This is a genomic window from Paenibacillus sp. 2003 (assembly GCF_031455635.1).
GTDB classification, from domain to species: domain Bacteria; phylum Bacillota; class Bacilli; order Paenibacillales; family Paenibacillaceae; genus Paenibacillus; species Paenibacillus amylolyticus_B.
Genome location: NZ_JAVDTB010000003.1, coordinates 394,121 through 413,613, shown reverse-complemented (window position 1 = coordinate 413,613; position 19,493 = coordinate 394,121). Strand labels below are relative to the sequence as shown.

Sequence of the window (19,493 nt, the reverse complement as noted above, 5' to 3'; positions counted from 1 at the left end):
TTGAATTCATCAACGTTTTCCCTTGTTCCCCTTGTCGGTCCAATCAATCTATCCTATTATGTAACAATATGCTTACACGCATATATTACAACATCAGGCGCTGATCCCTCGTGACCGCGACCAAAGGAGAATTGTACATGTCTACTCAATCCACTTTAACCAAGGACGCCGCAGCGCGTTCGAAAGCCCCACCCGAATCGGATGCCCAAAGCACCGTATACCGGATACTTATTGCCATCAGTTTGGTCCATCTATTCAATGATTCGATCCAGTCGGTTATTCCCGCCATTTTTCCGATTCTGAAAGATTCCATGCATCTCACGTATACTCAGATCGGATGGATCTCATTTGCTATCAACTTTACCGCTTCCATTATGCAGCCTGTCGTAGGCTGGTTTGCTGATAAAAAACCGACACCATCTATCCTGCCCATCGGCATGGGTTTTACATTTACCGGTATGTTGCTGTTGGCCTTCGCCGACAGTTATATGGCTGTCCTGATTTCCGTTATCTTTGTCGGTCTGGGTTCCGCTGCTTTCCATCCCGAAGGTTCGCGTGTATCACACATGGCTGCCGGTCAACGCCGTGGACTGGCACAGTCCATCTTCCAGGTTGGTGGTAACGCAGGGCAATCGCTTGCCCCATTGCTTACACGCTGGATCTTTATCCCGTTTGGACTGTTCGGTGCCATTGGATTTACAGGCATTGCTGCCATGGGAATTGCAGTTCAGATCTACATAGCCCGTTGGTATGGACGTATGCTGCAATCGGGAGGATATCTGCGTAGACAGGCTGCTGCTCGTCGTGCACCCAATCCTGCTTTGCGCAAAAAGATTACTGCCGCCATTACGATATTAATCTTGCTTGTTTTTGTTCGTTCTTGGTATATCGCTTCCATCGGCAGCTTCTATGCATTTAATCTGAAAGATACCTTTGGATTGTCCACAGAGGACGCGCAGATCTATATCTTCTTGTTCCTGGCTGCCGGGGCACTGGGTACGTTCTTCGGAGGCCCATTGGCGGACAGATTCGGCAAACGCAACCTGATCTTCCTGTCCATGGCCGGAGCTGCTCCACTGGCGCTGTTGTTGCCCTATGCAAATCTGTTCTGGACAGGTGTACTGCTCACCATTATTGGTTTTATCATGTTATCCAGCTTCTCGGTTACGGTTGTCTATGCACAAATGCTGATTCCAGGCAAAATCGGAACGGTCTCCGGCCTGATCACAGGTCTGGCATTTGGTATGGGAGGCCTGGGCGCACTCGTGCTGGGCAACTGGATTGACGTTTTCGGTGTATCACCCGTAATGCAGATGTGCAGCTTCCTGCCCCTGCTCGGGATCTTCACGTTCTTGCTTCCATCCGATAAATTACTCAATATCTGGGCGAAAGAAAACGGTAGTGAAGAGTAACCTACATTTGCAAGCTGAATAAAAAGTTTAACCATAACAAAAAGGTTCCCGCCATCTCTGTATATACAGAGATGGCAGGAACCTTTTTTGTTATATTTGTTGTTCTCGTATTTAGTTCAACCGTTTATTCCACGTCCCACATGACAACGTTGCTGCCTTGAGCTGTAATTAGTTCCTTCACATCTTCAAATTCAAGGAATACCGTCGCCGTATTTTCCATCGGATGAATTCCGATTTTCTGACCAACTAGATCCTTGTCAAAAACTACGGTCACGTTTTTCTGAATATTATTGAGAACCCCCATAGGGTTGACGTGCCCTTTTTCCAATCCGAGGAATTCCAACAAATCCTTTTCACTGGCAAAACTTAATTTGCGGCTAGGTATCTTTTCGCTTAAACTTCTCAAATCAACGGACTTCGTTCCAGCAATCGTCACCAGATAATAGTTGCGCTTCTTGTCATCACGCAGAAATAGATTTTTAACGATATGTTCTGTATGTGGAATTTGATAAGAGAATATTTCTTCCATCGTATATACTGCGGGATGTTCAATGCTCTCGTAAACGATATTATTGCGATCCAATAGATCATAGAAACCCTGTTTGTTTAACATATCAAATTCATCTCTTTCAATATAAATATTCTTTTCTAATATTACTTCTTCTGTAATGTTACTTCAAACGCTGAAGGATCAGCCGTTTTTTGTACAACATTTTACCTGCTTCGGCTACATCTCGAATTGTATTTTTGTTGCTCACGGAACCAAACACCATGCCGGCAATCGGCACGAGTTGGAACAGCTTCTTCCAGCCAAAGGATTCACTGTAGGAGTTAAAAACTTCCCGCCAGCCCTGCATCTGCGATACCACTTCAATGGGCTTGTCCGGATCGTCGTAGGCGGCCAGTTCTTCAATGATCGCTTTCTTGCCTACAATATCGGCGGAAGAGAATTGCAGACATTTGACGATAAAGATACGCTCCAGCGGTTCATCGGGATCATAACCATAACATAGAGCCATCTCCTGCAGTACCTTCAGAGAAAGCCCCATCACCATCGGAATATCTGCTGCTATGGTTACGATGCCACCAAACCCTGTAGCTGCTCCCTGAGCCGCGGCAAACTTGGTTCGACTCTCTGTGATGTTATCAGCCACCTGGTCCAGCACCTGAAGTGGCAGATTCTCTACACTATGAATCTTCGCTATCCCCTCCGCTTCAGCATCCTGCTCCAGACGATCGGTCGTGTCCATCATGGAATAACCGGACCTCTCAGCTTCCTCTTGCAGCAGCTTGGCTACTTTTTTCTTCTGTACGAGGAACTTGCCCCCATTCTGCACATACTGACCCACGTCATTCAGGGAATCGCCGATCTTCTGTTTCAGCGCTTTAGGCATCACTTTATCCAACATCGCAAAGGGCAAACGCCCGATTTTATCCCAAATAAACAAGTCTTTCTGTTGTTTCTCCCATTTCAAAATCTGTTCAAGCTCCAAGTCCAACGTCTCGCGTGAATCCATATGTGATCCTCCTAATAGGTTCTGCATCGTAATCTGTATCTTTCTCATACGCAGAAATCATCGTTGTGGTTGCTTTGTTTTGTGTCCAGGATACATATGTTCAGGCACTCTATCTTATCGTTCACATACAAAAGAGCCCTTAATCAGCATCACTCGCTAACTAAGGGCTCTCGTATTCAAGGTTTCATTACCTCTTATTTTGCTTCCGCTACTGCGCTGCCATCCGGTGCCGGAACACCGAAATCAGGTGTGCCATCTTCACGCCAATGAATTACTTGAGCACGGGCATGGCGGTTCGGATCATACAAGGGATCACCCTCGATGTCTTTGTAATTACGCGCATGATAAATCAGAATATCGGTCTTGCCATCCGGTGACACCGTAAAGCTATTATGGCCCGGGCCGTATTGGCCGTTCGCTTCACAAGTCTGGAATACCGGTTCGGGTGATTTCGCCCAGCTGGTCGGATCAAGCAAATCGGCATTTTCATCTGCGGTAAGCAGACCCATGCAATAATTGTAATCGGTCGCGCTTGCCGAGTAGCCGATAAACAACCGCCCATTCCGATGCATCACGGCTGGGCCTTCATTCACCTTAAAGCCGATGATTTCCCAATCGTACTCAGGTGTAGAGATCATTACCTGTTCGCCGCGCAGCGTCCACGGGTTTTCCATTTCGGCAATGTACAGGTTCGAGTTGCCCACAATATCCGGATCTTTTTGTGCCCAGACCAGATAGCGAATTCCCTTATGTTCAAAGGTTGTTGCATCCAGCGCGAATGATTCCCACCGTGTGTGTATCTGTCCCTTTTCTACCCACTCTCCTTCGAGTGGATTCGCGGAATCGTTCTCCAGAACATACATACGGTGATCGAACAGTCCTTCGTTGGTCTCACTGGTGTGAGCCGCAGCGTAGTGTATGTACCATTTGCCATCGATAAAATGAATCTCCGGTGCCCAGATGTTGGCACTCATCGGCCCCGTGTCACGCTTGGTCCAAGCCGTTACCGGCTCAGCATCTCTTAACTCTTCCAAAGTCTCTGCTCGCCGGATCTCAATCCGATCAAAGGCTGGTACAGAAGCGGAAAAATAATAGTAACCGTCTGTATGACGGTACACCCACGGATCAGCGCGTTGCTCCAGGATGGGATTAGTAAATGTAATAGAATCAGTCATGGGAATGCTCCCCTTTCAAATGTTGTTTGGCTCGAAGTTGGGGAATGTAACCCAATTGCGAAAAAAGCGAAAACCTTTTTGGGTGGTGCACAGCGGACGTTCGGGGGTGGTAGGGCCTTGGTGCTCTCTTGGCATCCGATTTCTTTTTATCACCGCTCCTGGCGGTTGAAATCGGATGCCAAACTCGCTCCTGCGGCTCCTTCCTCCCCCTCACTGCTTGTGCACCCTCGGAGCGGCAGCTCGCTCTTATCGCGCTCGCTGGGTTACAACTCAACTTCGAGCCATTGTGTGGCTCGGTCTTATGGGGTTGACCGCTTCGCACGGTCAACTCTCCCCATGTAATGCAGGGCTAGCCGCAGAGCTATAGGCTAGCTTTGCATGCACAGCGGACGTTCAGTGGTGGCAGGGCCTTGGCGCTCTCTTGGCATCCGATTTCTTTTTATCACCGCTCCTGGCGGTTGAAATCGGATGCCAAACTCGCTCCTGCGGCTCCTTGCTCCCCCTCACTGCTTGTGCACCTTGGCACGGCAGCTCGCTCTTACCGCGCTCGCTGCTCGCCCCCTTACTCCTCCGCTGCGCTGATCTGCTTGCCCCAGACCGCCACACCGCGGTCATTAAGACCTGTCACCACCAGCGCGGGCTGGCTTCTCTCCCAGTCCCAGGACGGCAGCAGTTTCAGCTCTTCTGTGGAGGCTCCGCCCCATGGGCTTTCTTTCCACTTCAGTGTCAGTGTTTGTTTGTCATCAAATGTCCAGGTTCCTGAACCTTTTTCGCTTTTAATTTTACCGTTGCTTGTTAGGGTATAAGGCACGGCTTGAATCTGCCCGTCCACGGACGGATCAATCGCCATGCCTTCCCATTCCCCGGCAATCATGGACTTCGGAATATCCTGTGTAGTCTCACCTGCGTAACGTTCAGGTGAAACGACAGGCCAGCCGTCCTTCGTCCATAACATTTTGCGAACATGAAGATAGGGCCAGTTTTTATCCGTCTCACCCCGTGCATGATGCACGATGTAATAATCGTCTCCGTCCTTCAGAACGGAGTTATGTCCGGGCGCAACCCAGCCCTCGCCTTCTGTGAAGCGATAACCGCCGAGAATTTTGGTGCCGATCTCATATTGCGGCAGATACTCTGTATCCAGCATGTTATTGCCGTTTATGTCCGTGTACGGTCCTGTGATTGAATCAGCACGCGCAACCCGCACGTTATAATCTTCGAACAAGGAATCATATGAAACGAACAGATAATACTTTTTGAACTCCGGGTTATACACAATGTATGGACCTTCGACTGCACCTTCTTCAGTTGCACGATCCCGAGCGGCAATGCGAGTACCATAACCCTCGTCCTTGAATTTCCCGGTGTCGGGATCAAGTGGCGCAATGTAGATTCCGTCAAAGAATGAACCATATACCATCCACGGATTGCCTTCGGCATCTACAATGGGATTGGCATCAATGGCATTTAATTTGTCCTGTTCATTCGCAGAAGTTTTCACAACCAGTCCTTCATCTGTCCAAGGACCTTCGGGAGATGAGGATGTCTGAAGACCAATAGCCGACTGGGTACTGCCAAAAGAAGAAGCCGAATAATACATCCGATAGGTATCACCAGCCTGAATCACATCCGGTGCCCACAGATTGACCGCACCTGTCCAGTCCAGCGCTTCTTGCGGAATACCCGGGAGAGCTTGACCTACCCACTTCCAGTGGATCAGATCATCTGATTTGCGTACCATGACGCCGGGTTTTGCTTCTCCTGCTACACGAACGTCTGTGGAATAGACGTAGTATCCCTGGTCTGTTTTGATAATGGCCGGATCATGTGCATTGTTTACCGTCCACCGGGATTCGTCATCCAATATGGAGGTGTCATACAACAGCGTATCTTGCGGAGCTTCAGGAAAGACCGGACGGGACACCGTTTCTCCTGCTCCTTCTCCAGAACAACCCGTAGCTCCAGCAATTAGCATCAGCAACATGGAAGCAACCACCCCTCTCTTCGAAAATGTCCAACCCCGGAATCTCTTCCGCTGATTCATCCCTTCACTCCCGAAATGGCAACCGATTCAATAATCTGTTTCTGGAAGATCAGGAAGATGATTAATACCGGTAACAGAGCCACAATCGACGCTGCCATAATAAGTGGATAATCCGTCTGGATTGCATACGTGGCATTGAAGTTGGCAATGACCAGCTGCAGCGTCTGCTTCTCCGGTGAATTCAGATAGATAATCGGTGCAAGATAATCGTTCCAGATCCCCATGAACCACAGAATTAACTGTGCAGCAACGGCAGGTTTAATTAACGGGAATGTAATACTGGAATAGAGCCGGAAATAGGAACTTCCATCAATTTTGGCTGCTTCAATAATGGCATCTGGCACACTAAGCAGATATTGCCGGAGGAAGAAGATCATAATCACATTACCGAACAACCCCGGTACAATAAGCGGCAATAATGTATCTGTCCAGCCAAGCTTTGAGAACATCATGAACTGTGGAATCATGACTGTTGGATATGGAATCATCATGGAAGCAAGCAAAGCAAGAAACAGTTTGTTTTTATGTGGAAACCTCAATTTGGCAAAAGCAAACGCAGCGATACTGGATGTAAACGTACCGACGATCGTTACACTCACCGCAACAATGAGGCTGTTTTTGATCCCGCTTAGCAGAGGGCCTGCTTCCCATATTTCCTTATACTTTCCAAATTGAAACACTTCAGGTATCCACACTGGTGGAAGCGCGAATACATCCTGCTTCTCCTTCAATGAGGTGGATAGCATCCAGATCAGTGGTGCTACCATCGCAATAGCACCGATCGCGAGTACGATAAAAATGATCGTGTTCGTTAAATTCCTTTTTTGACTGTAAGACATCTCCGATTCACTCCTTCCCTTGACAATTAATCCCCATCATAGGCTGATTTTTCGTTCATTTTGAATTGCACCAAGGTAATGACAAAAATGAAAATACCAAGAATCATGGCCATGGCTGACGCATAACCCATTTGAAGGTTACTGAAGGCTTTCTGCCAAATATAGAAGACAATCGAAGCCGATGAATATTCAGGACCACCTGTAGGCGTCATAATGTTCATCTCGGTAAAGATCTGGGAGCCGCCAATGATATTTGTAACGACGAGGAAAAAGGTAACAGGCTTCACCATTGGCCAGGTGATATTGCGGAAAATCTGGAACCCATTGGCTCCATCCAGTTCAGCCGCCTCATAATATGTACGTGATACACTTTGCAGCGCTGCCAAGTACAATAACATGGTGTATCCCAAACCTTTCCATACCGTCATAATAATCAGTGCTGGTTTGACTGTGTCTTTGTTCGCGAGCCAGTTGGGACCCTCAATGCCAAACAGGCCGAGGAACTGGTTCACCAGACCGTAATCCCCGTTATACGCCCAGTTCCACATGATGGACACCGCAGCCAGGGAGGAGATGACCGGAATATAATAAATTACACGGAAGGTCGTAGTCCCGGGAATTTTACGATTCAAACCCATAGCCAGCAACAATGCCAGCAAAAGGCCAATCGGGATCCCGAGCATCAGGAAGAATGTATTAAACATCGCTTTGTAAAATAAGTCATCCGTTAGCAAGTCCTTGAAGTTGGCCAATCCGATAAAGTTCATCTGTCCCAATCCATCCCAGTCGGTAAAGGAACCATAGAGGGAGTAGAGGAATGGGAACATGACAAAGATCAGCAACCCAAGAATCGGAGGTAAGATAAACAGATATCCGTACAGCATCTCTTTGCGATACAAACTCGATTTCGTAATCACGGCGTTCACCCCTGTTTCTAGTATCAGCATGTGGCATTCTTCGATTGAACCTTGCCGATCAACGAATGCCACATGCCCGTATGGAATCCAATAAGTCCCAATACGAATGATGCCAGCAGCATGATTGCAGGCTGCCGGCATCACCCTTTCCTATCTACTATTTCTGAGATTTCTGTTCCTGTTCAACCGCTTTGTCGAGCAGCTTCTGCATTTTTGGCTGTTGTTGCTTCACATAATCAGCGGCTGTAATCTTGCCATCTAATACCGGCTGGATGTCTGTGAAGAAGAGGTCATACCACTCCGCATTGTACGTGTAGTTACCTGGCAAAGAACGTCCGTAATCCTCTACGATATCAATGAATTCCTGCTTGTTGGATGGTTTCGTGGATGTATCTTTGGCCCACTCGTCTGCCATATCAAGCAGATTCGGAATCTGTACCTTGGCATCTACCAGTTGCTGCATACTTTCTTTCGAAGCGGTTAGGTAGTTCACCAATGCTGCCGCTTCTTCCGGATGTTTCGATTTCGCAGATACCCCAATTCCCAGGGAACCAATCCACGTAGCCGACTTGCCAGTCGATCCCGCAGGGAAAGGTAACAAATCATACTCGAAAGGCAAAGTCTCGAATGTACTCATATCCCAAGGACCTACAGGGAAGAAGGCCATTTCCCCTTTCATCCAGCGTTGATAGGTATCCAATGTTTGCGCTTCCTCAATGGAAGGTGTAATGTTGTATACGTTCTGCATATCCGCGAAGAATTGCAGAGCTTCTGCGAATTTCGGATCATCAATGGTCACCTTCGTTTTGCTCTCATCCAGCCAGTCCCCGCCATTGCTCCATACAAAGGATTGCAGTGCCCACTGTACGTTAAAACCTGTACCGAATACATCCGGTTTACCGTCCCCGTTGGTATCCTTGGTCGCTTGCTGATTCACCTTAATGAACTCTTCCCATGTATATGGTTTATCCTTGTCAGGGAATGGAATGCCTTCTTTTTCAAACAAAGTCTTGTTGTAGCCTAGTGCAAATGGCCCGAGGTCCTTCGGCATGCCGTAAAGATCACCCTGTCCTGCCATCTTGCCGTCATAACGGTATAGATCCACTCCATATTTCCAGATGTTATTCAAATCAACATCCGCATTATTTTCAATGTATGGTGTAAGATTCATGAGAACATTGCTGTTCACATAGGCCTTAATATCGCCTGGGTTAAAATAAAATACGTCAGGCAAGCTGTTGCCTGTAATTGCCGCTCTCAGCTTGGTTGCATATTGATCCGCAGCCGTTACAATAATTTTGACTTTCACACCCGGATGATCTTCTTCGAATTTCTTGACCACTGCCTGGTATGCTTTCTGCTCATCTGTGCCCCCGCGGAACATAAACGTTAACTCCTTGTCCCCACTTGCACCGCCGCTTCCTCCTCCGCAGCCCGCAAGTACCAGTGCACTTACCAGCATAAGAAGCATAAATGTGACCCAATTCTTTTTCTTTACCATCTGAACCCCTCCTGATCTGGACTTGTAACCGTATTCAATTGGATGAAATAGGATTTCTGTTGTTAATTTATCAAATCCAGATCACTTTAGTCAACACTTTTATAAAACATTTTATATTTATCTAAAATAAATCAGTACTTCGGCCATCCATTAGCGTCCCACAACAAGTCATTAATCAGCAATTTTGGATTGCCATTATCCTCTGCATCATAGGCATGTCTTGCGATGACATTGCCGTTGTACACGTCCTGACCACCTGGACCTTTCCATTTCACATTGCCTGTATCCAATATCGTTCCGCCACCATTCAGCATATTAACTCCGTTTTTGTCCACATAAGGGCCTGTTATACTGGTCGAACGTCCATAAACCATTTTGTAGGTACTGTTCACCCCTTGGCAGCAAGAATCGATGGAAGCAAACAGGTAATAGTAGCCGCCACGATATACAATACTTGGTCCTTCAATAGCACCTCCGTTATTCGGGCGCGCAGCAATGGAAGTTATACTTCCCGTCGGTTTCATCGTATTTTTGTCCAGCTTGACAATCTTCAGACCGCTCCAGAAAGAACCGAAGGCCAGCCATGGATTGCCTGAAGCATCAATGACCAGATTCGGATCAATGGCATTATAATTATTGGCGGTCGTGGTTTGAAGCACCAATCCTTCGTCCTTCCATTGCCCTGCTCCAATGCTGTTCGCAGACGCAAGACCAATCGCAGACCGATTGGAGCCAAAGGTGGAGATCGAATAATAGAGCCATACTTTTCCGTTATACTGCTCTACGTCCGGTGCCCATACATCCAATCCGCTTTGTCCCGGAACGGCAGAAGCCCACCAGGACGGCTTACTTAAGAAGATTTGTGGAACACGATACCAGGACGATCCATTATCGGATTTCAATACTTGGATGCCCGGGCCGGTTGAAAAGGTGTACCAGGAACTGCCCTCTTTAATAATCGACGGATCATGAACAGCGGTATCTCCGGTCAGATTCCAGAACGCCGCCAAAGCTTTTGACTGACCTGCCAGCAGTAATACCATCACAAGTAATGCCGGTAACGCCAACCGTTTCCACTTAAACCTCTTCACATTGCTTAACTTTTCCAAACCAAACTCCACCTTTCCTGATCAAATGGTTAATTAGGTTCATGAAGTAATGAATCAATTTAGGTATAATAGGATTATAAAAGCGGTTACATTACATTTCAATGGTATATTTCAAATATATGTGAACTGATTAACACTTATTTTAACCGGAATAGTGAACAAAATATAGATTATATTTTCGTATTTACGCTATACACAAGGGTTTTGGCTTCTATTTCTCCACCCTTCCCTTCCATGAGGGAATGATTTATAATTATCTGAAATAAAACATATAAATGTGCAAATGTCTGTGTCGAAGACTTTGTTCAGAACGGGGAAAGGAAATCCACCTATGATTTATATTAAAGATCTGATGTCGGGTGTGAATATCTTCAAAGCGCTCAGTTCGGAAATCCGGATTCAGATCATCGAGCTGCTGGCCAAGAACCAAAGTCTTAATCTCAATGATCTTGCAACCAAGCTGGGACTGAGCAATGGCGCTATCACAATGCATATCAAGAAGCTTGAAGAGAGCGGATTGATCGAGATCAACACCGCTGTTGGCAAACATGGAATTCAGAAGATATGTTATCTTAATGAGGAAAAATTGATGGTTGATCTGCGTTCACAGGAGATTAACAATCGTTATGAGGTGGAAATTCAGGTCGGTCATTACAGCGATTATCAGGCTGCACCTACATGTGGTCTCGCTACCCGGGACAGCATTGTTGGAGAGTTCGATGATCCGCGTTACTTTGCTGATCCACTGCGAATTGATGCGGAGATGATCTGGCTGGCTGAAGGTTATCTCGAGTATCGGATTCCCAACTATCTCAAACCTAATCAGTCCTTTAGCGAAATTCAGTTGTCGATGGAACTGGGATCGGAGGCCCCTGGCTTTTGTGACAATTACCCTTCGGATATTTATTTCTACATTAACGGTATTGAGATTGGCTGCTGGACAAGTCCGGGGGATTTTGGCAATACACGCGGTACCTTCAACCCGGAATGGTGGCCTCCCCACTTGAATCAGTACGGCATGCTGAAGCTGATCCGGATTACACAGGAAGGCAGCTATATCGACGGATGCCGCATCTCGGACGTGACGTTGGACCAGATTGGGCTGGATTACAAAAGCGATATTCATTTCCGCATTGCGGTTACGGACGAACCTTTGAACAAACGGGGTTTAACGATCTTTGGTAAAAACTTTGGAAACTATGGACAGAATCTGCTCGCTCGGGTTCTCTATAACGTGCAAGAAGAGTAGAGCCGGCTCTGACGATTCACTCGATATTAATTAAGTTCGACCGATCTGCTAACATAACTGTTCAACACAACAACAATCATGTGTCTTCGAAAGGGTGCTATCCAGCACTCTTTTTTATTTCATCACACCGAAGAACTTGTCCAATCATGTTGGAACAAAACATACTGGATGATATGACTTCTATAGACCCTCTGTAATCCTCCATCTTGTTTACCCTGGCGTGATATAATAATGGCCTGTAATGACAAAATGGAATAACGGGCGGGGATACCTTTTGAAATTGGAGCGATTAATCTCAATCATATATAAACTGCTGAACCACGAAGTATTGTCTGCTTCCACCTTGGCGGAAGAGTTTCAGGTGTCCCCAAGAACGATCTATCGGGATATTGATGTAATTTGTGCCGCTGGCTTCCCGGTCGTCTCCCATCAGGGACTCAAAGGCGGCTACGGCATGATGGACGGATACAAGATGGATAAAAGCTTGCTCGGTTCTTATGATGTGGATTCCCTGATCACGGTCCTGAGCAGTCTATCCACAGTATTCGAAGATGCACGTGCACAAGGCACGATTGAACGTCTGCAAACGATTGGACCGGAGCATCAAACCTCAAGTCTGTCGGTGGATCTGGAGACTCGCCGAACAGAACCTGACGCCCTTCCTCATCTGCGTAAAGGTATTACGGATCATCAGGTTGTCTGTTTTGACTACATCAATACAAAGAATGAACATACACCCCGCCATCTGGAACCGGTAAGACTTCATTTTAAATATCGTAATTGGTATGTATACGGATTTTGCCAGACACGGCAGGATTATCGCGAGTTCCGACTGTCCCGGATGATGAACGTGCAACTGACATCGGAACACTTCCAACCCCACCTTGAGCTTCCCCAAGAGACAGTTGAGTCAGATCCGTCATGGCAAGATCAGGTAAGTAATGTGGTATTTCGGGTGAACCCGGAAGCGCTCGCGGAAGCCATGGATCATTTTCAACAGGCAGATAAGCAATTTCACGAGGATGGAAGTATGACGATGCGTATCCAGGTTCATCAACCGTTACAAGCCAAGTGGTTATGCTCGTTTCTGCTTAGTTTGGGTAGTGGCGCTGAGGTGCTTGAACCGATTGAATTACGAGGCATTCTGAAAGAACAACTTCGAAACGCACTTAAGCTCTATGAAGAAGTATGACACGCTGTTGTCATACTTCTTTTTTTATAATCATCTCAGTAAGTTAACCCAATCCATAGCCAAATTAAAGGAGACGATCATTCATGAATCATCCGGAACAAATGTATAACTACCACGCATGGGCCAACCAAACGATCCTGGGCAGAATCAAGGAACTGCCCTCTTCTGTACTGAGTCAGGAAGTGAATAGTTCATATCCAACCATTGCTCACGCACTCAGCCATATCTATACAGTGGATAAGATGTGGTACCTGGTGTTAACTGGCACCGGTATGCCCGAGGCACTGCAAGCATGCATACCACTCAATAGTGAAATTCACGGTTCTGTGGATGAGTACATCCAATGTTTTACCGACCTGTCGGCACAATACAGTGAGTGGTTACGAGACCGAGCTGATCTGGAGCAAACCATTCTACTCGATAATCCATTTGCAGGAATTCGCAAAACCAGCTTATCGGATATCGTAATCCATGTGGTTAACCACGGAACCTATCATCGAGGCAATGTTTCTACCATGCTGCGTCAATTGGGGCATGCCTCCATCATGAATGACTATTCACTCTTTTGGTATCAGGAACAGGCTCAAGTATAGTTGATAATCGGATGGAAAATGTACATTGTATCCCCGTGACATCGAGGGATGAATTGAGAAATTGGTTGCGGACGCATGGAAAAGTTGAGAAATCTTGCTGGGTAATGATAAGCATAAAACCCGTGCCGAATACCCTGCTGTATTTGGACGTGGTTGAGGAGTCGCTGTGCTTTGGCTGGATCGATGGAGTCAAAAAGAAAATATCCGAGACTCAATTAGCACAGAGATTATCTCCTAGAAGTAAACGCAGCTCATGGACTGAATTGAACAAGGAACGTGTCCGTCGACTTGAAAAGTTGGGCTTCATGCATGACGAGGGTAGAGAGGTTCTTCCTGTTATGGAGCCAAATGCTTTCATAATTGATGGTGTGATCACACAAAGGTTGAAAGAAGACCATCAGGTTTATGCAAATTTCATGGCCTTCCCTACCCTGTATCAAAACGTTCGGATCGATACGATCCAAAGTGTTAAGAATCAGCCAGCATTATTCCAGAGCAGATTGGATAAATTCATAACCAACACAAAGGAAAATAAAATGTACGGTCAGTGGCATGACAACGGACGGCTTTTGGATTATTAAATGTTCCCTGAGACAGCAGACAGGACCTCCAGATGAGGAGGCCCTGTTTTGGTGTCTTATATTCGGTCAGGTATTAATGAGTCTGCCTGTATGTTTTGGGAGATTTGCCAAAAGCTTTCTTGAACTGGCGGGTGAAATAATTACTGTCGTTAAATCCACATTCATACGAAATTTCCGTGATGGACAGATTCCCGTTTTTCAACAAATGACAAGCCTTCTCCAGACGCAACTTTTGCAGATAAGAGATCGGGGTCATCTGATAATAGGATCGAAAAATCCGGTTCAGATGCCTTATAGAGATATTTGACTTCCCCGCAATATCCTCTAGCGACAGTGGCTCCAGATAATGATCTTCAATAAATGAAATGGCATTTGCCAGATGCATCAGATTATTACCTTCGATCCCTTTCTCCTGCGTATCATATTGCCTCGACAAATAAACAACCATCTCCGTAAGACGTGAGATCAACATCGTCTGATACCCTTGCTGTTTACTCTGATACTCCTCAATCATGAACGATATCAGTGATTCTACATACTCCAGACTGGAAATGGATAACGAAAGTTTACTCGGAAAGAAGTGAATATTACGATAAAACGGTTCCAAAACAAACAGAGCCTGGAAGCCGTTAGATTTTCTCAGATCGGGCCCAGCCGAAGCAAGCATCTCGGGACTGAACATAATGTTACAGATCCTAAAATCATGAGGGTCTTTATACGCATGATGGGTGTCGCCATTAATCACAAATGCGTTCCCTTTTTTAATAAAAAATTCCTCGGTATTCACTACATGGGTTGCATGACCACTCAGAACAATGACAAGTTCCGTAAAGTCCACATGATTATGAAGTTCCATGTCTTGGTCGTGTCCACCGTACTGAATAAAAAATGGAAACTCTTGATCTGAGGTAAACCATCTCAAATATGCATTACTCAAAAGCATTCCCCTCCGCAAACCATGTTGGGTTGAATGTCTATATCATGCTATTCGAGGACCGAAAAATCAAGGTTGGAAATGATTAAAGACGATATAATTCCCCTTGTAGCAAGGATACCTCTCATACGTCCAGGTCCATATTACACTTTCGACATGAATAGGAGCATAACATGATGAAATATACCAATCCGGTGATTCCGGGGTTTTATCCAGATCCGAGTATCTGCCGTGTAGATGAAGACTATTATCTGGTAACCAGTACCTTTGAATATTTCCCAGGTGTGCCCATCTTCCACAGCAAAGACCTTGTGAACTGGCAACAGATCGGCCATGTCCTCACAACAACGGAGCAACTCCCTCTAGCGAATGCAGGCAGCTCTGGCGGCATTTTCGCCCCAACACTCCGGTACCATGATGGCTGGTTCTACATGACAACAACCAATGTCAGCGGCGGCGGAAATTTTTATGTACGTAGTGCCCAGCCCGAGGGACCATGGTCTGCTCCGATTTTTGTTGATCAGGGCGGCATTGATCCCTCTTTTCTCTTCGATGAAGATGGACATGTGTATTTTCAAACGGCCTCTAACGGCGATGAGGGCGAGGGCATCTATCAGTGCGAGATAGACATCACGACCGGAGCCAGACTAACCGATAGCCGATTGATCTGGACTGGAACCGGAGGAGCAGCACCCGAAGCTCCGCACTTGTATCAAATAAACGGCCTCTACTATCTGATGATCGCCGAAGGTGGAACCGAGTATGGTCATATGGAGACCATTGCCCGGAGCACAGAGCCGTATGGACCATTTGATCCGTGTCCTCATAATCCGATTCTGTCCAATCGAAGCATGAAAACCAGTATCCATGCAACTGGACATGCAGACCTTGTCCAGATCCAGGATGGAAGCTGGTGGGCCGTATCTCTTGGCATCCGTCCAGCAGGTTACCCCATGCGGCACCATCTGGGACGCGAAACGTTCCTGGCACCTGTCACTTGGACGGATACCGGTTGGCCGGTGATCGGTGTGGACGGACATATCGAGCAGGAGATGACTGGGCCTTTGTTTGCTGAGCACCCTTGGTCACCTCAGGCTATTCGGGATGATTTTGACGAACCATCATTAGGCATGAACTGGATCTTCTTACGTAATCCGGCTCCGGGTAGTTGGACGCTCACTGAAAATCCCGGGCAGCTCATCCTTCGTGGTCATTCGGTTTCACTCGATGATGGACAAAATCCTGCCTTTGTCGGGCGTCGATTAAGCCATTTCTTATGCAATACGGCCACCGAGCTGTATTATGAGCCAAATGCGAGCGGTGAGGAAGCTGGATTAACGGTATTTATGAATCATAAATATCATTATGATTTGGCTGTAACTCGGATTGACGGTCAGAAGAAAATCGTATTGCGACGAACCGTCGGCTCTATGCGAACCGAACAGGTGCTTGACTGTGACAAGGGGCCGGTTGTATTACAAATCAAGGCTGACCGTAATCACTTCACGTTCCTCTACCAGCAAGGTTCATCCGATGCCATTGAAGTGGGTTCAGGAGAAACACATCTGTTATCTACCGAAGTGGCGAGTGGTTTCACTGGTGTGATGATAGCCATGTACGCCTATGCTCCATCGGAGGAGTGTACACCTGCAAGTTACGATTGGTTTGACTATGAACCTCTGAACGAATAATCGTTTTAACTCCTATATTCAGTAATAGAAAATATAATATATGATCAGCTAAAATTATCCCCTTAAAGTAGATACTCTTTGAAAAGCCTTGTGTGGTAGCATAAGGAAATGAGTGAACTTTGAGGGGATTTTGCTATAACTATATCTTTCTTACGGATTGCACTGGAATTTATAAAAGAACCATTGCTTTATTAGAGAAGTTCTCCTAGTATTTTTAGAAGGAACACCCCAGCAGCTACCATCTTGGCAATACCTTCACTGCCCATATGAGAGCGCTATCGCTGCAGCACGAAAGAAAAACGGGAGGTTGCAGATATGAAATGGAATCACTTCAAGTCCAAGCTTCTGTTTAAGTACACACTATCCTATATCTCCATTTTCCTTATCCCTCTTGTTATTTTAACCATCATTATTTATCACAACGCTGTGGACACGCTCCGTTCAGAGATTGAACAGACCAATGTCAATCAGCTCACTCAAGCCAAAACGGTCATTGATGATCGCATGAAGGAACTCCAAGACATCGCTTTTCGCATCGCCTACGATGAGCAGTTAACGCGGTATTGGACCCACCATCCGTACTATAGTCGGGAATCAATCGGCGCATTGGTCAAATACAAAGCCACCAGTTCCATTATCGATGAGTTATTCCTGTTCTTCCGTGGAGATGATAACATCTATTCTTCTCAAGGTTCTGAGAACCTGGATGTATTCACTGGTCGCTACAAATTTACTACGTGGAACAAAACAGACATGATCCGGGATTTGAATAGCGTACAGTCCCCCACGATACGTCCAGCGGAGCAGGTCGTCCAAGGAACCAGAATACCCAATTCCATGCTGGCCTACCTTGTACCGATTGCACCTAACAATACGCCCGCCCATGGAACCGTCATGTACCTGATTCACGAGTCCAATCTGACGGGCCTAATTGATTCCATCCTCAGCGACTATCACGGGATGACTTATATTTTCGATAATTTCGGGCAAGTACTGGCAGCCAATTACAAGGGAGAAATCATATCCGAACAGGAAGTTAACGCTCTGTTTGCTCTTGAACCCGGAACGCACAGCATCTCATTAAATCAAGAACCACATTCGGTTGTATCCGTTAAATCGGATGCGGGTTGGACTTATGTAACCGCTATGCCCAGCAACCAATTTTTTAGCCGAATCGTTCATATTCGCACCTTTGTTGTTCTTGTTTTCTCCTTCATGGTGGTGATGGGCACGTTCCTCGCCATTATGTTGGCCCGAAGACAGTACCATCCGATTTCAGACTTAATGGAGTTCATTCGGTTGAAGAATGATCCTGATCCATCCTCCACCACCAACGAGCTGGAATGGATTAAGAAAACACTGCATGATTATAGTCAGCGCGTAGATCTTCAGGAGCCCTATGCTCGCAATCATATTTTGCTCATGTTGCTGAAGCACGGTCACACCGGAGATTTTCCCTCTGAGTTTACGGATAAGCTTGGCATACGCTTTAACCGATCCCATTATTTTGTCATGATCATGGGCTGGGAAATGCATGCTTTTCCTATCGGTGATAACCCCGAGCAACCTACTGTCATGCAGCTGATGAACGATGTGGAGCTGCCCGAGTTGTCTGCTTATGCTTACGGCGTGGAGCTGCCACAGGCAGACCAATTGGCCCTTATCGTGGGATTCGATGCCGAAATTGGGCATGAAGGTAGCCTGAATACCCGTATGGAGCCTATCGTTGAAAAACTGCAATGGATGGTGATTGAACACACCGGGGTCGCGCCCGCGATCGGGATAGGCAATCGGTACACTTATCCGAAACAGCTGAATCAATCCTACATTGAGGCCTCGACCGCTCTGGAAGCATCGATGCTGCATGGACAGGGCAGCAGTACATACTTTAACAACCTTTCCGGTTCCGATGTACAGGATTCTTCCTTCTGGGTCCCTAAGGATGTGTTATTAAAGCTGGTTCAGAGCTTAAAACAAGGCAGCTATGATGTGGCGGTTCAGATGGTGTCAACTGCGTTGAATACCCTGAAATCCGAAATGCCGTCTGTACCGCTGCTGCGTTGCATCTGCTTTGATATTCTGAATACCATGCTCAAAACCGCCTCGGAGCTTGGAATCCATCATGTGGTTGATCAACTTCCAAGGATCACTTCCTACGACTCGTTGGAGGATTTGGAGAAAAAACTGACAGGCCTCGCCGCTGAAATCTGCGCCCATGTCGAGGCGAAGAGTGAGACGGAAGAAAGCTCTCTTATGGATGAAATCGTTGCGTATATCGATGCCAATTTCTCTGATTATGATCTCAGTTTAGGTACGATTTCATCGAAATTCACGATCTCTTCATCCTATTTCAGTCGTTCTTTCAAAGAAAAGATCGGCATGAACTTTACCCAATATATCTGGCAGAAACGGATGGATGAGGTCATTCGACTACTGCTGCATACTACCGATCCGTTAAAAGATATCATCACGCGTGTCGGTTACCTGGATACACCAAACTTCATCCGCAAATTCAAAAAAGAGACGGGTTATACCCCAGGGCAATACCGTAAATTGCACCGTCCCAACGGCTCCGCCGATTCCCCTGATGATGATGATGATGATGAGGAATGTATTGGATAAAGGGAGATATCGTCTCTGTGATGGTTACATCTCAGAACAGTAAACAATGTATATGAGAGCGAATAACAGTGCCTGATTCATTAGACCAAAATAACGCAAACAAGGGCCGTCCTATAC

The 19,493-nt window shown here is 46.4% G+C and carries 16 protein-coding genes; 7 read left to right on the top strand and 9 right to left on the bottom strand.

The features are described 5' to 3' along the window. Positions 1-137 precede the first annotated feature (137 nt). Positions 138-1,412, top strand: a complete 1,275-nt coding sequence (locus J2X75_RS17260) for an MFS transporter (RefSeq protein WP_310338178.1) — start codon at positions 138-140, stop codon at positions 1,410-1,412. Positions 1,413-1,536: 124 nt separating this feature from the next. Here the strand turns inward: J2X75_RS17260 and J2X75_RS17255 are convergent, their stop codons facing one another. From J2X75_RS17255 to abnA, 8 genes are all read right to left on the bottom strand, one after another. Further along, a complete protein-coding gene (locus J2X75_RS17255; RefSeq protein WP_310338175.1) occupies positions 1,537-2,025 on the bottom strand; it encodes a prolyl-tRNA synthetase associated domain-containing protein in 489 nt (162 codons plus the stop codon). Positions 2,026-2,083: 58 nt separating this feature from the next. Continuing rightward, positions 2,084-2,929, bottom strand: coding sequence for an EcsC family protein (locus tag J2X75_RS17250; RefSeq protein WP_307539189.1), 846 nt, complete (start codon positions 2,927-2,929; stop codon positions 2,084-2,086). Between the two features lie 194 nt (positions 2,930-3,123). Then, positions 3,124-4,104, bottom strand: a complete 981-nt coding sequence (locus J2X75_RS17245) for a glycoside hydrolase family 43 protein (RefSeq protein WP_310338171.1) — start codon at positions 4,102-4,104, stop codon at positions 3,124-3,126. A 562-nt stretch (positions 4,105-4,666) separates the two neighbouring features. After that, positions 4,667-6,088, bottom strand: a complete 1,422-nt coding sequence (locus tag J2X75_RS17240; protein WP_310338532.1) for an arabinan endo-1,5-alpha-L-arabinosidase — start codon at positions 6,086-6,088, stop codon at positions 4,667-4,669. A gap of 56 nt (positions 6,089-6,144) precedes the next feature. Next, on the bottom strand, positions 6,145-6,987 hold the full coding sequence (locus J2X75_RS17235; protein ID WP_124117106.1) for a carbohydrate ABC transporter permease: 843 nt from the start codon (positions 6,985-6,987) through the stop codon (positions 6,145-6,147). A 26-nt stretch (positions 6,988-7,013) separates the two neighbouring features. Further along, positions 7,014-7,904 carry a carbohydrate ABC transporter permease gene (locus tag J2X75_RS17230; RefSeq protein ID WP_124117107.1) on the bottom strand — a complete coding sequence of 297 codons (891 nt, stop codon included), beginning with the start codon at positions 7,902-7,904 and terminating at the stop codon, positions 7,014-7,016. 157 nt (positions 7,905-8,061) lie between these two features. Beyond that, entirely contained in the window at positions 8,062-9,405 is a 1,344-nt protein-coding gene (locus J2X75_RS17225; protein ID WP_124117108.1) for an ABC transporter substrate-binding protein, read from the bottom strand. Between the two features lie 131 nt (positions 9,406-9,536). Then, a complete protein-coding gene (gene abnA, locus J2X75_RS17220) occupies positions 9,537-10,448 on the bottom strand; it encodes an arabinan endo-1,5-alpha-L-arabinosidase AbnA (RefSeq protein WP_206099161.1) in 912 nt (303 codons plus the stop codon). Between the two features lie 397 nt (positions 10,449-10,845). Between abnA and J2X75_RS17215 the strand changes: the two genes are divergently transcribed. The 4 genes from J2X75_RS17215 (at position 10,846) to J2X75_RS17200 (ending at position 14,129) form a co-directional block, all read left to right on the top strand. Next, on the top strand, positions 10,846-11,763 hold the full coding sequence (locus tag J2X75_RS17215) for an ArsR/SmtB family transcription factor (protein ID WP_091033990.1): 918 nt from the start codon (positions 10,846-10,848) through the stop codon (positions 11,761-11,763). A 274-nt stretch (positions 11,764-12,037) separates the two neighbouring features. Continuing rightward, a complete protein-coding gene (locus J2X75_RS17210) occupies positions 12,038-12,955 on the top strand; it encodes a helix-turn-helix transcriptional regulator (protein ID WP_310338159.1) in 918 nt (305 codons plus the stop codon). Positions 12,956-13,038: 83 nt separating this feature from the next. Then, on the top strand, positions 13,039-13,548 hold the full coding sequence (locus J2X75_RS17205; RefSeq protein ID WP_124117111.1) for a DinB family protein: 510 nt from the start codon (positions 13,039-13,041) through the stop codon (positions 13,546-13,548). A gap of 11 nt (positions 13,549-13,559) precedes the next feature. Beyond that, complete coding sequence (locus J2X75_RS17200) at positions 13,560-14,129, top strand: YdeI/OmpD-associated family protein (RefSeq protein WP_310338156.1); 570 nt, start codon at positions 13,560-13,562, stop codon at positions 14,127-14,129. Positions 14,130-14,202: 73 nt separating this feature from the next. On the opposite strand, the gene J2X75_RS17195 is transcribed toward J2X75_RS17200, so the two are convergent. Continuing rightward, the gene (locus tag J2X75_RS17195) at positions 14,203-15,072 is read right to left on the bottom strand and encodes a helix-turn-helix domain-containing protein (protein WP_397383827.1); all 870 of its coding nucleotides are present in this window, start codon (positions 15,070-15,072) and stop codon (positions 14,203-14,205) included. A 167-nt stretch (positions 15,073-15,239) separates the two neighbouring features. Here J2X75_RS17195 and J2X75_RS17190 point away from each other — a divergent pair, with 167 nt between their 5' ends. Further along, a complete protein-coding gene (locus J2X75_RS17190; protein ID WP_310338529.1) occupies positions 15,240-16,754 on the top strand; it encodes a glycoside hydrolase family 43 protein in 1,515 nt (504 codons plus the stop codon). A 315-nt stretch (positions 16,755-17,069) separates the two neighbouring features. Beyond that, positions 17,070-19,376 carry a helix-turn-helix domain-containing protein gene (locus J2X75_RS17185; protein ID WP_310338151.1) on the top strand — a complete coding sequence of 769 codons (2,307 nt, stop codon included), beginning with the start codon at positions 17,070-17,072 and terminating at the stop codon, positions 19,374-19,376. Positions 19,377-19,493: the final 117 nt, after the last annotated feature.

What these genes read in the sequence shown, in the direction of transcription:
- J2X75_RS17260 (WP_310338178.1), top strand. Translation starts at nt 138, where the DNA reads ATGTCTACTCAATCCACTTTAACCAAGGACGCCGCAGCGCGTTCGAAA.
- J2X75_RS17255 (WP_310338175.1), bottom strand. Translation starts at nt 2,025, where the DNA reads ATGTTAAACAAACAGGGTTTCTATGATCTATTGGATCGCAATAATATC.
- J2X75_RS17250 (WP_307539189.1), bottom strand. Translation starts at nt 2,929, where the DNA reads ATGGATTCACGCGAGACGTTGGACTTGGAGCTTGAACAGATTTTGAAA.
- J2X75_RS17245 (WP_310338171.1), bottom strand. Translation starts at nt 4,104, where the DNA reads ATGACTGATTCTATTACATTTACTAATCCCATCCTGGAGCAACGCGCT.
- J2X75_RS17240 (WP_310338532.1), bottom strand. Translation starts at nt 6,088, where the DNA reads ATGTTGCTGATGCTAATTGCTGGAGCTACGGGTTGTTCTGGAGAAGGA.
- J2X75_RS17235 (WP_124117106.1), bottom strand. Translation starts at nt 6,987, where the DNA reads ATGTCTTACAGTCAAAAAAGGAATTTAACGAACACGATCATTTTTATC.
- J2X75_RS17225 (WP_124117108.1), bottom strand. Translation starts at nt 9,405, where the DNA reads ATGGTAAAGAAAAAGAATTGGGTCACATTTATGCTTCTTATGCTGGTA.
- abnA (WP_206099161.1), bottom strand. Translation starts at nt 10,448, where the DNA reads ATGGTATTACTGCTGGCAGGTCAGTCAAAAGCTTTGGCGGCGTTCTGG.
- J2X75_RS17215 (WP_091033990.1), top strand. Translation starts at nt 10,846, where the DNA reads ATGATTTATATTAAAGATCTGATGTCGGGTGTGAATATCTTCAAAGCG.
- J2X75_RS17205 (WP_124117111.1), top strand. Translation starts at nt 13,039, where the DNA reads ATGAATCATCCGGAACAAATGTATAACTACCACGCATGGGCCAACCAA.
- J2X75_RS17200 (WP_310338156.1), top strand. Translation starts at nt 13,560, where the DNA reads ATGGAAAATGTACATTGTATCCCCGTGACATCGAGGGATGAATTGAGA.
- J2X75_RS17195 (WP_397383827.1), bottom strand. Translation starts at nt 15,072, where the DNA reads ATGCTTTTGAGTAATGCATATTTGAGATGGTTTACCTCAGATCAAGAG.
- J2X75_RS17190 (WP_310338529.1), top strand. Translation starts at nt 15,240, where the DNA reads ATGAAATATACCAATCCGGTGATTCCGGGGTTTTATCCAGATCCGAGT.
- J2X75_RS17185 (WP_310338151.1), top strand. Translation starts at nt 17,070, where the DNA reads ATGAAATGGAATCACTTCAAGTCCAAGCTTCTGTTTAAGTACACACTA.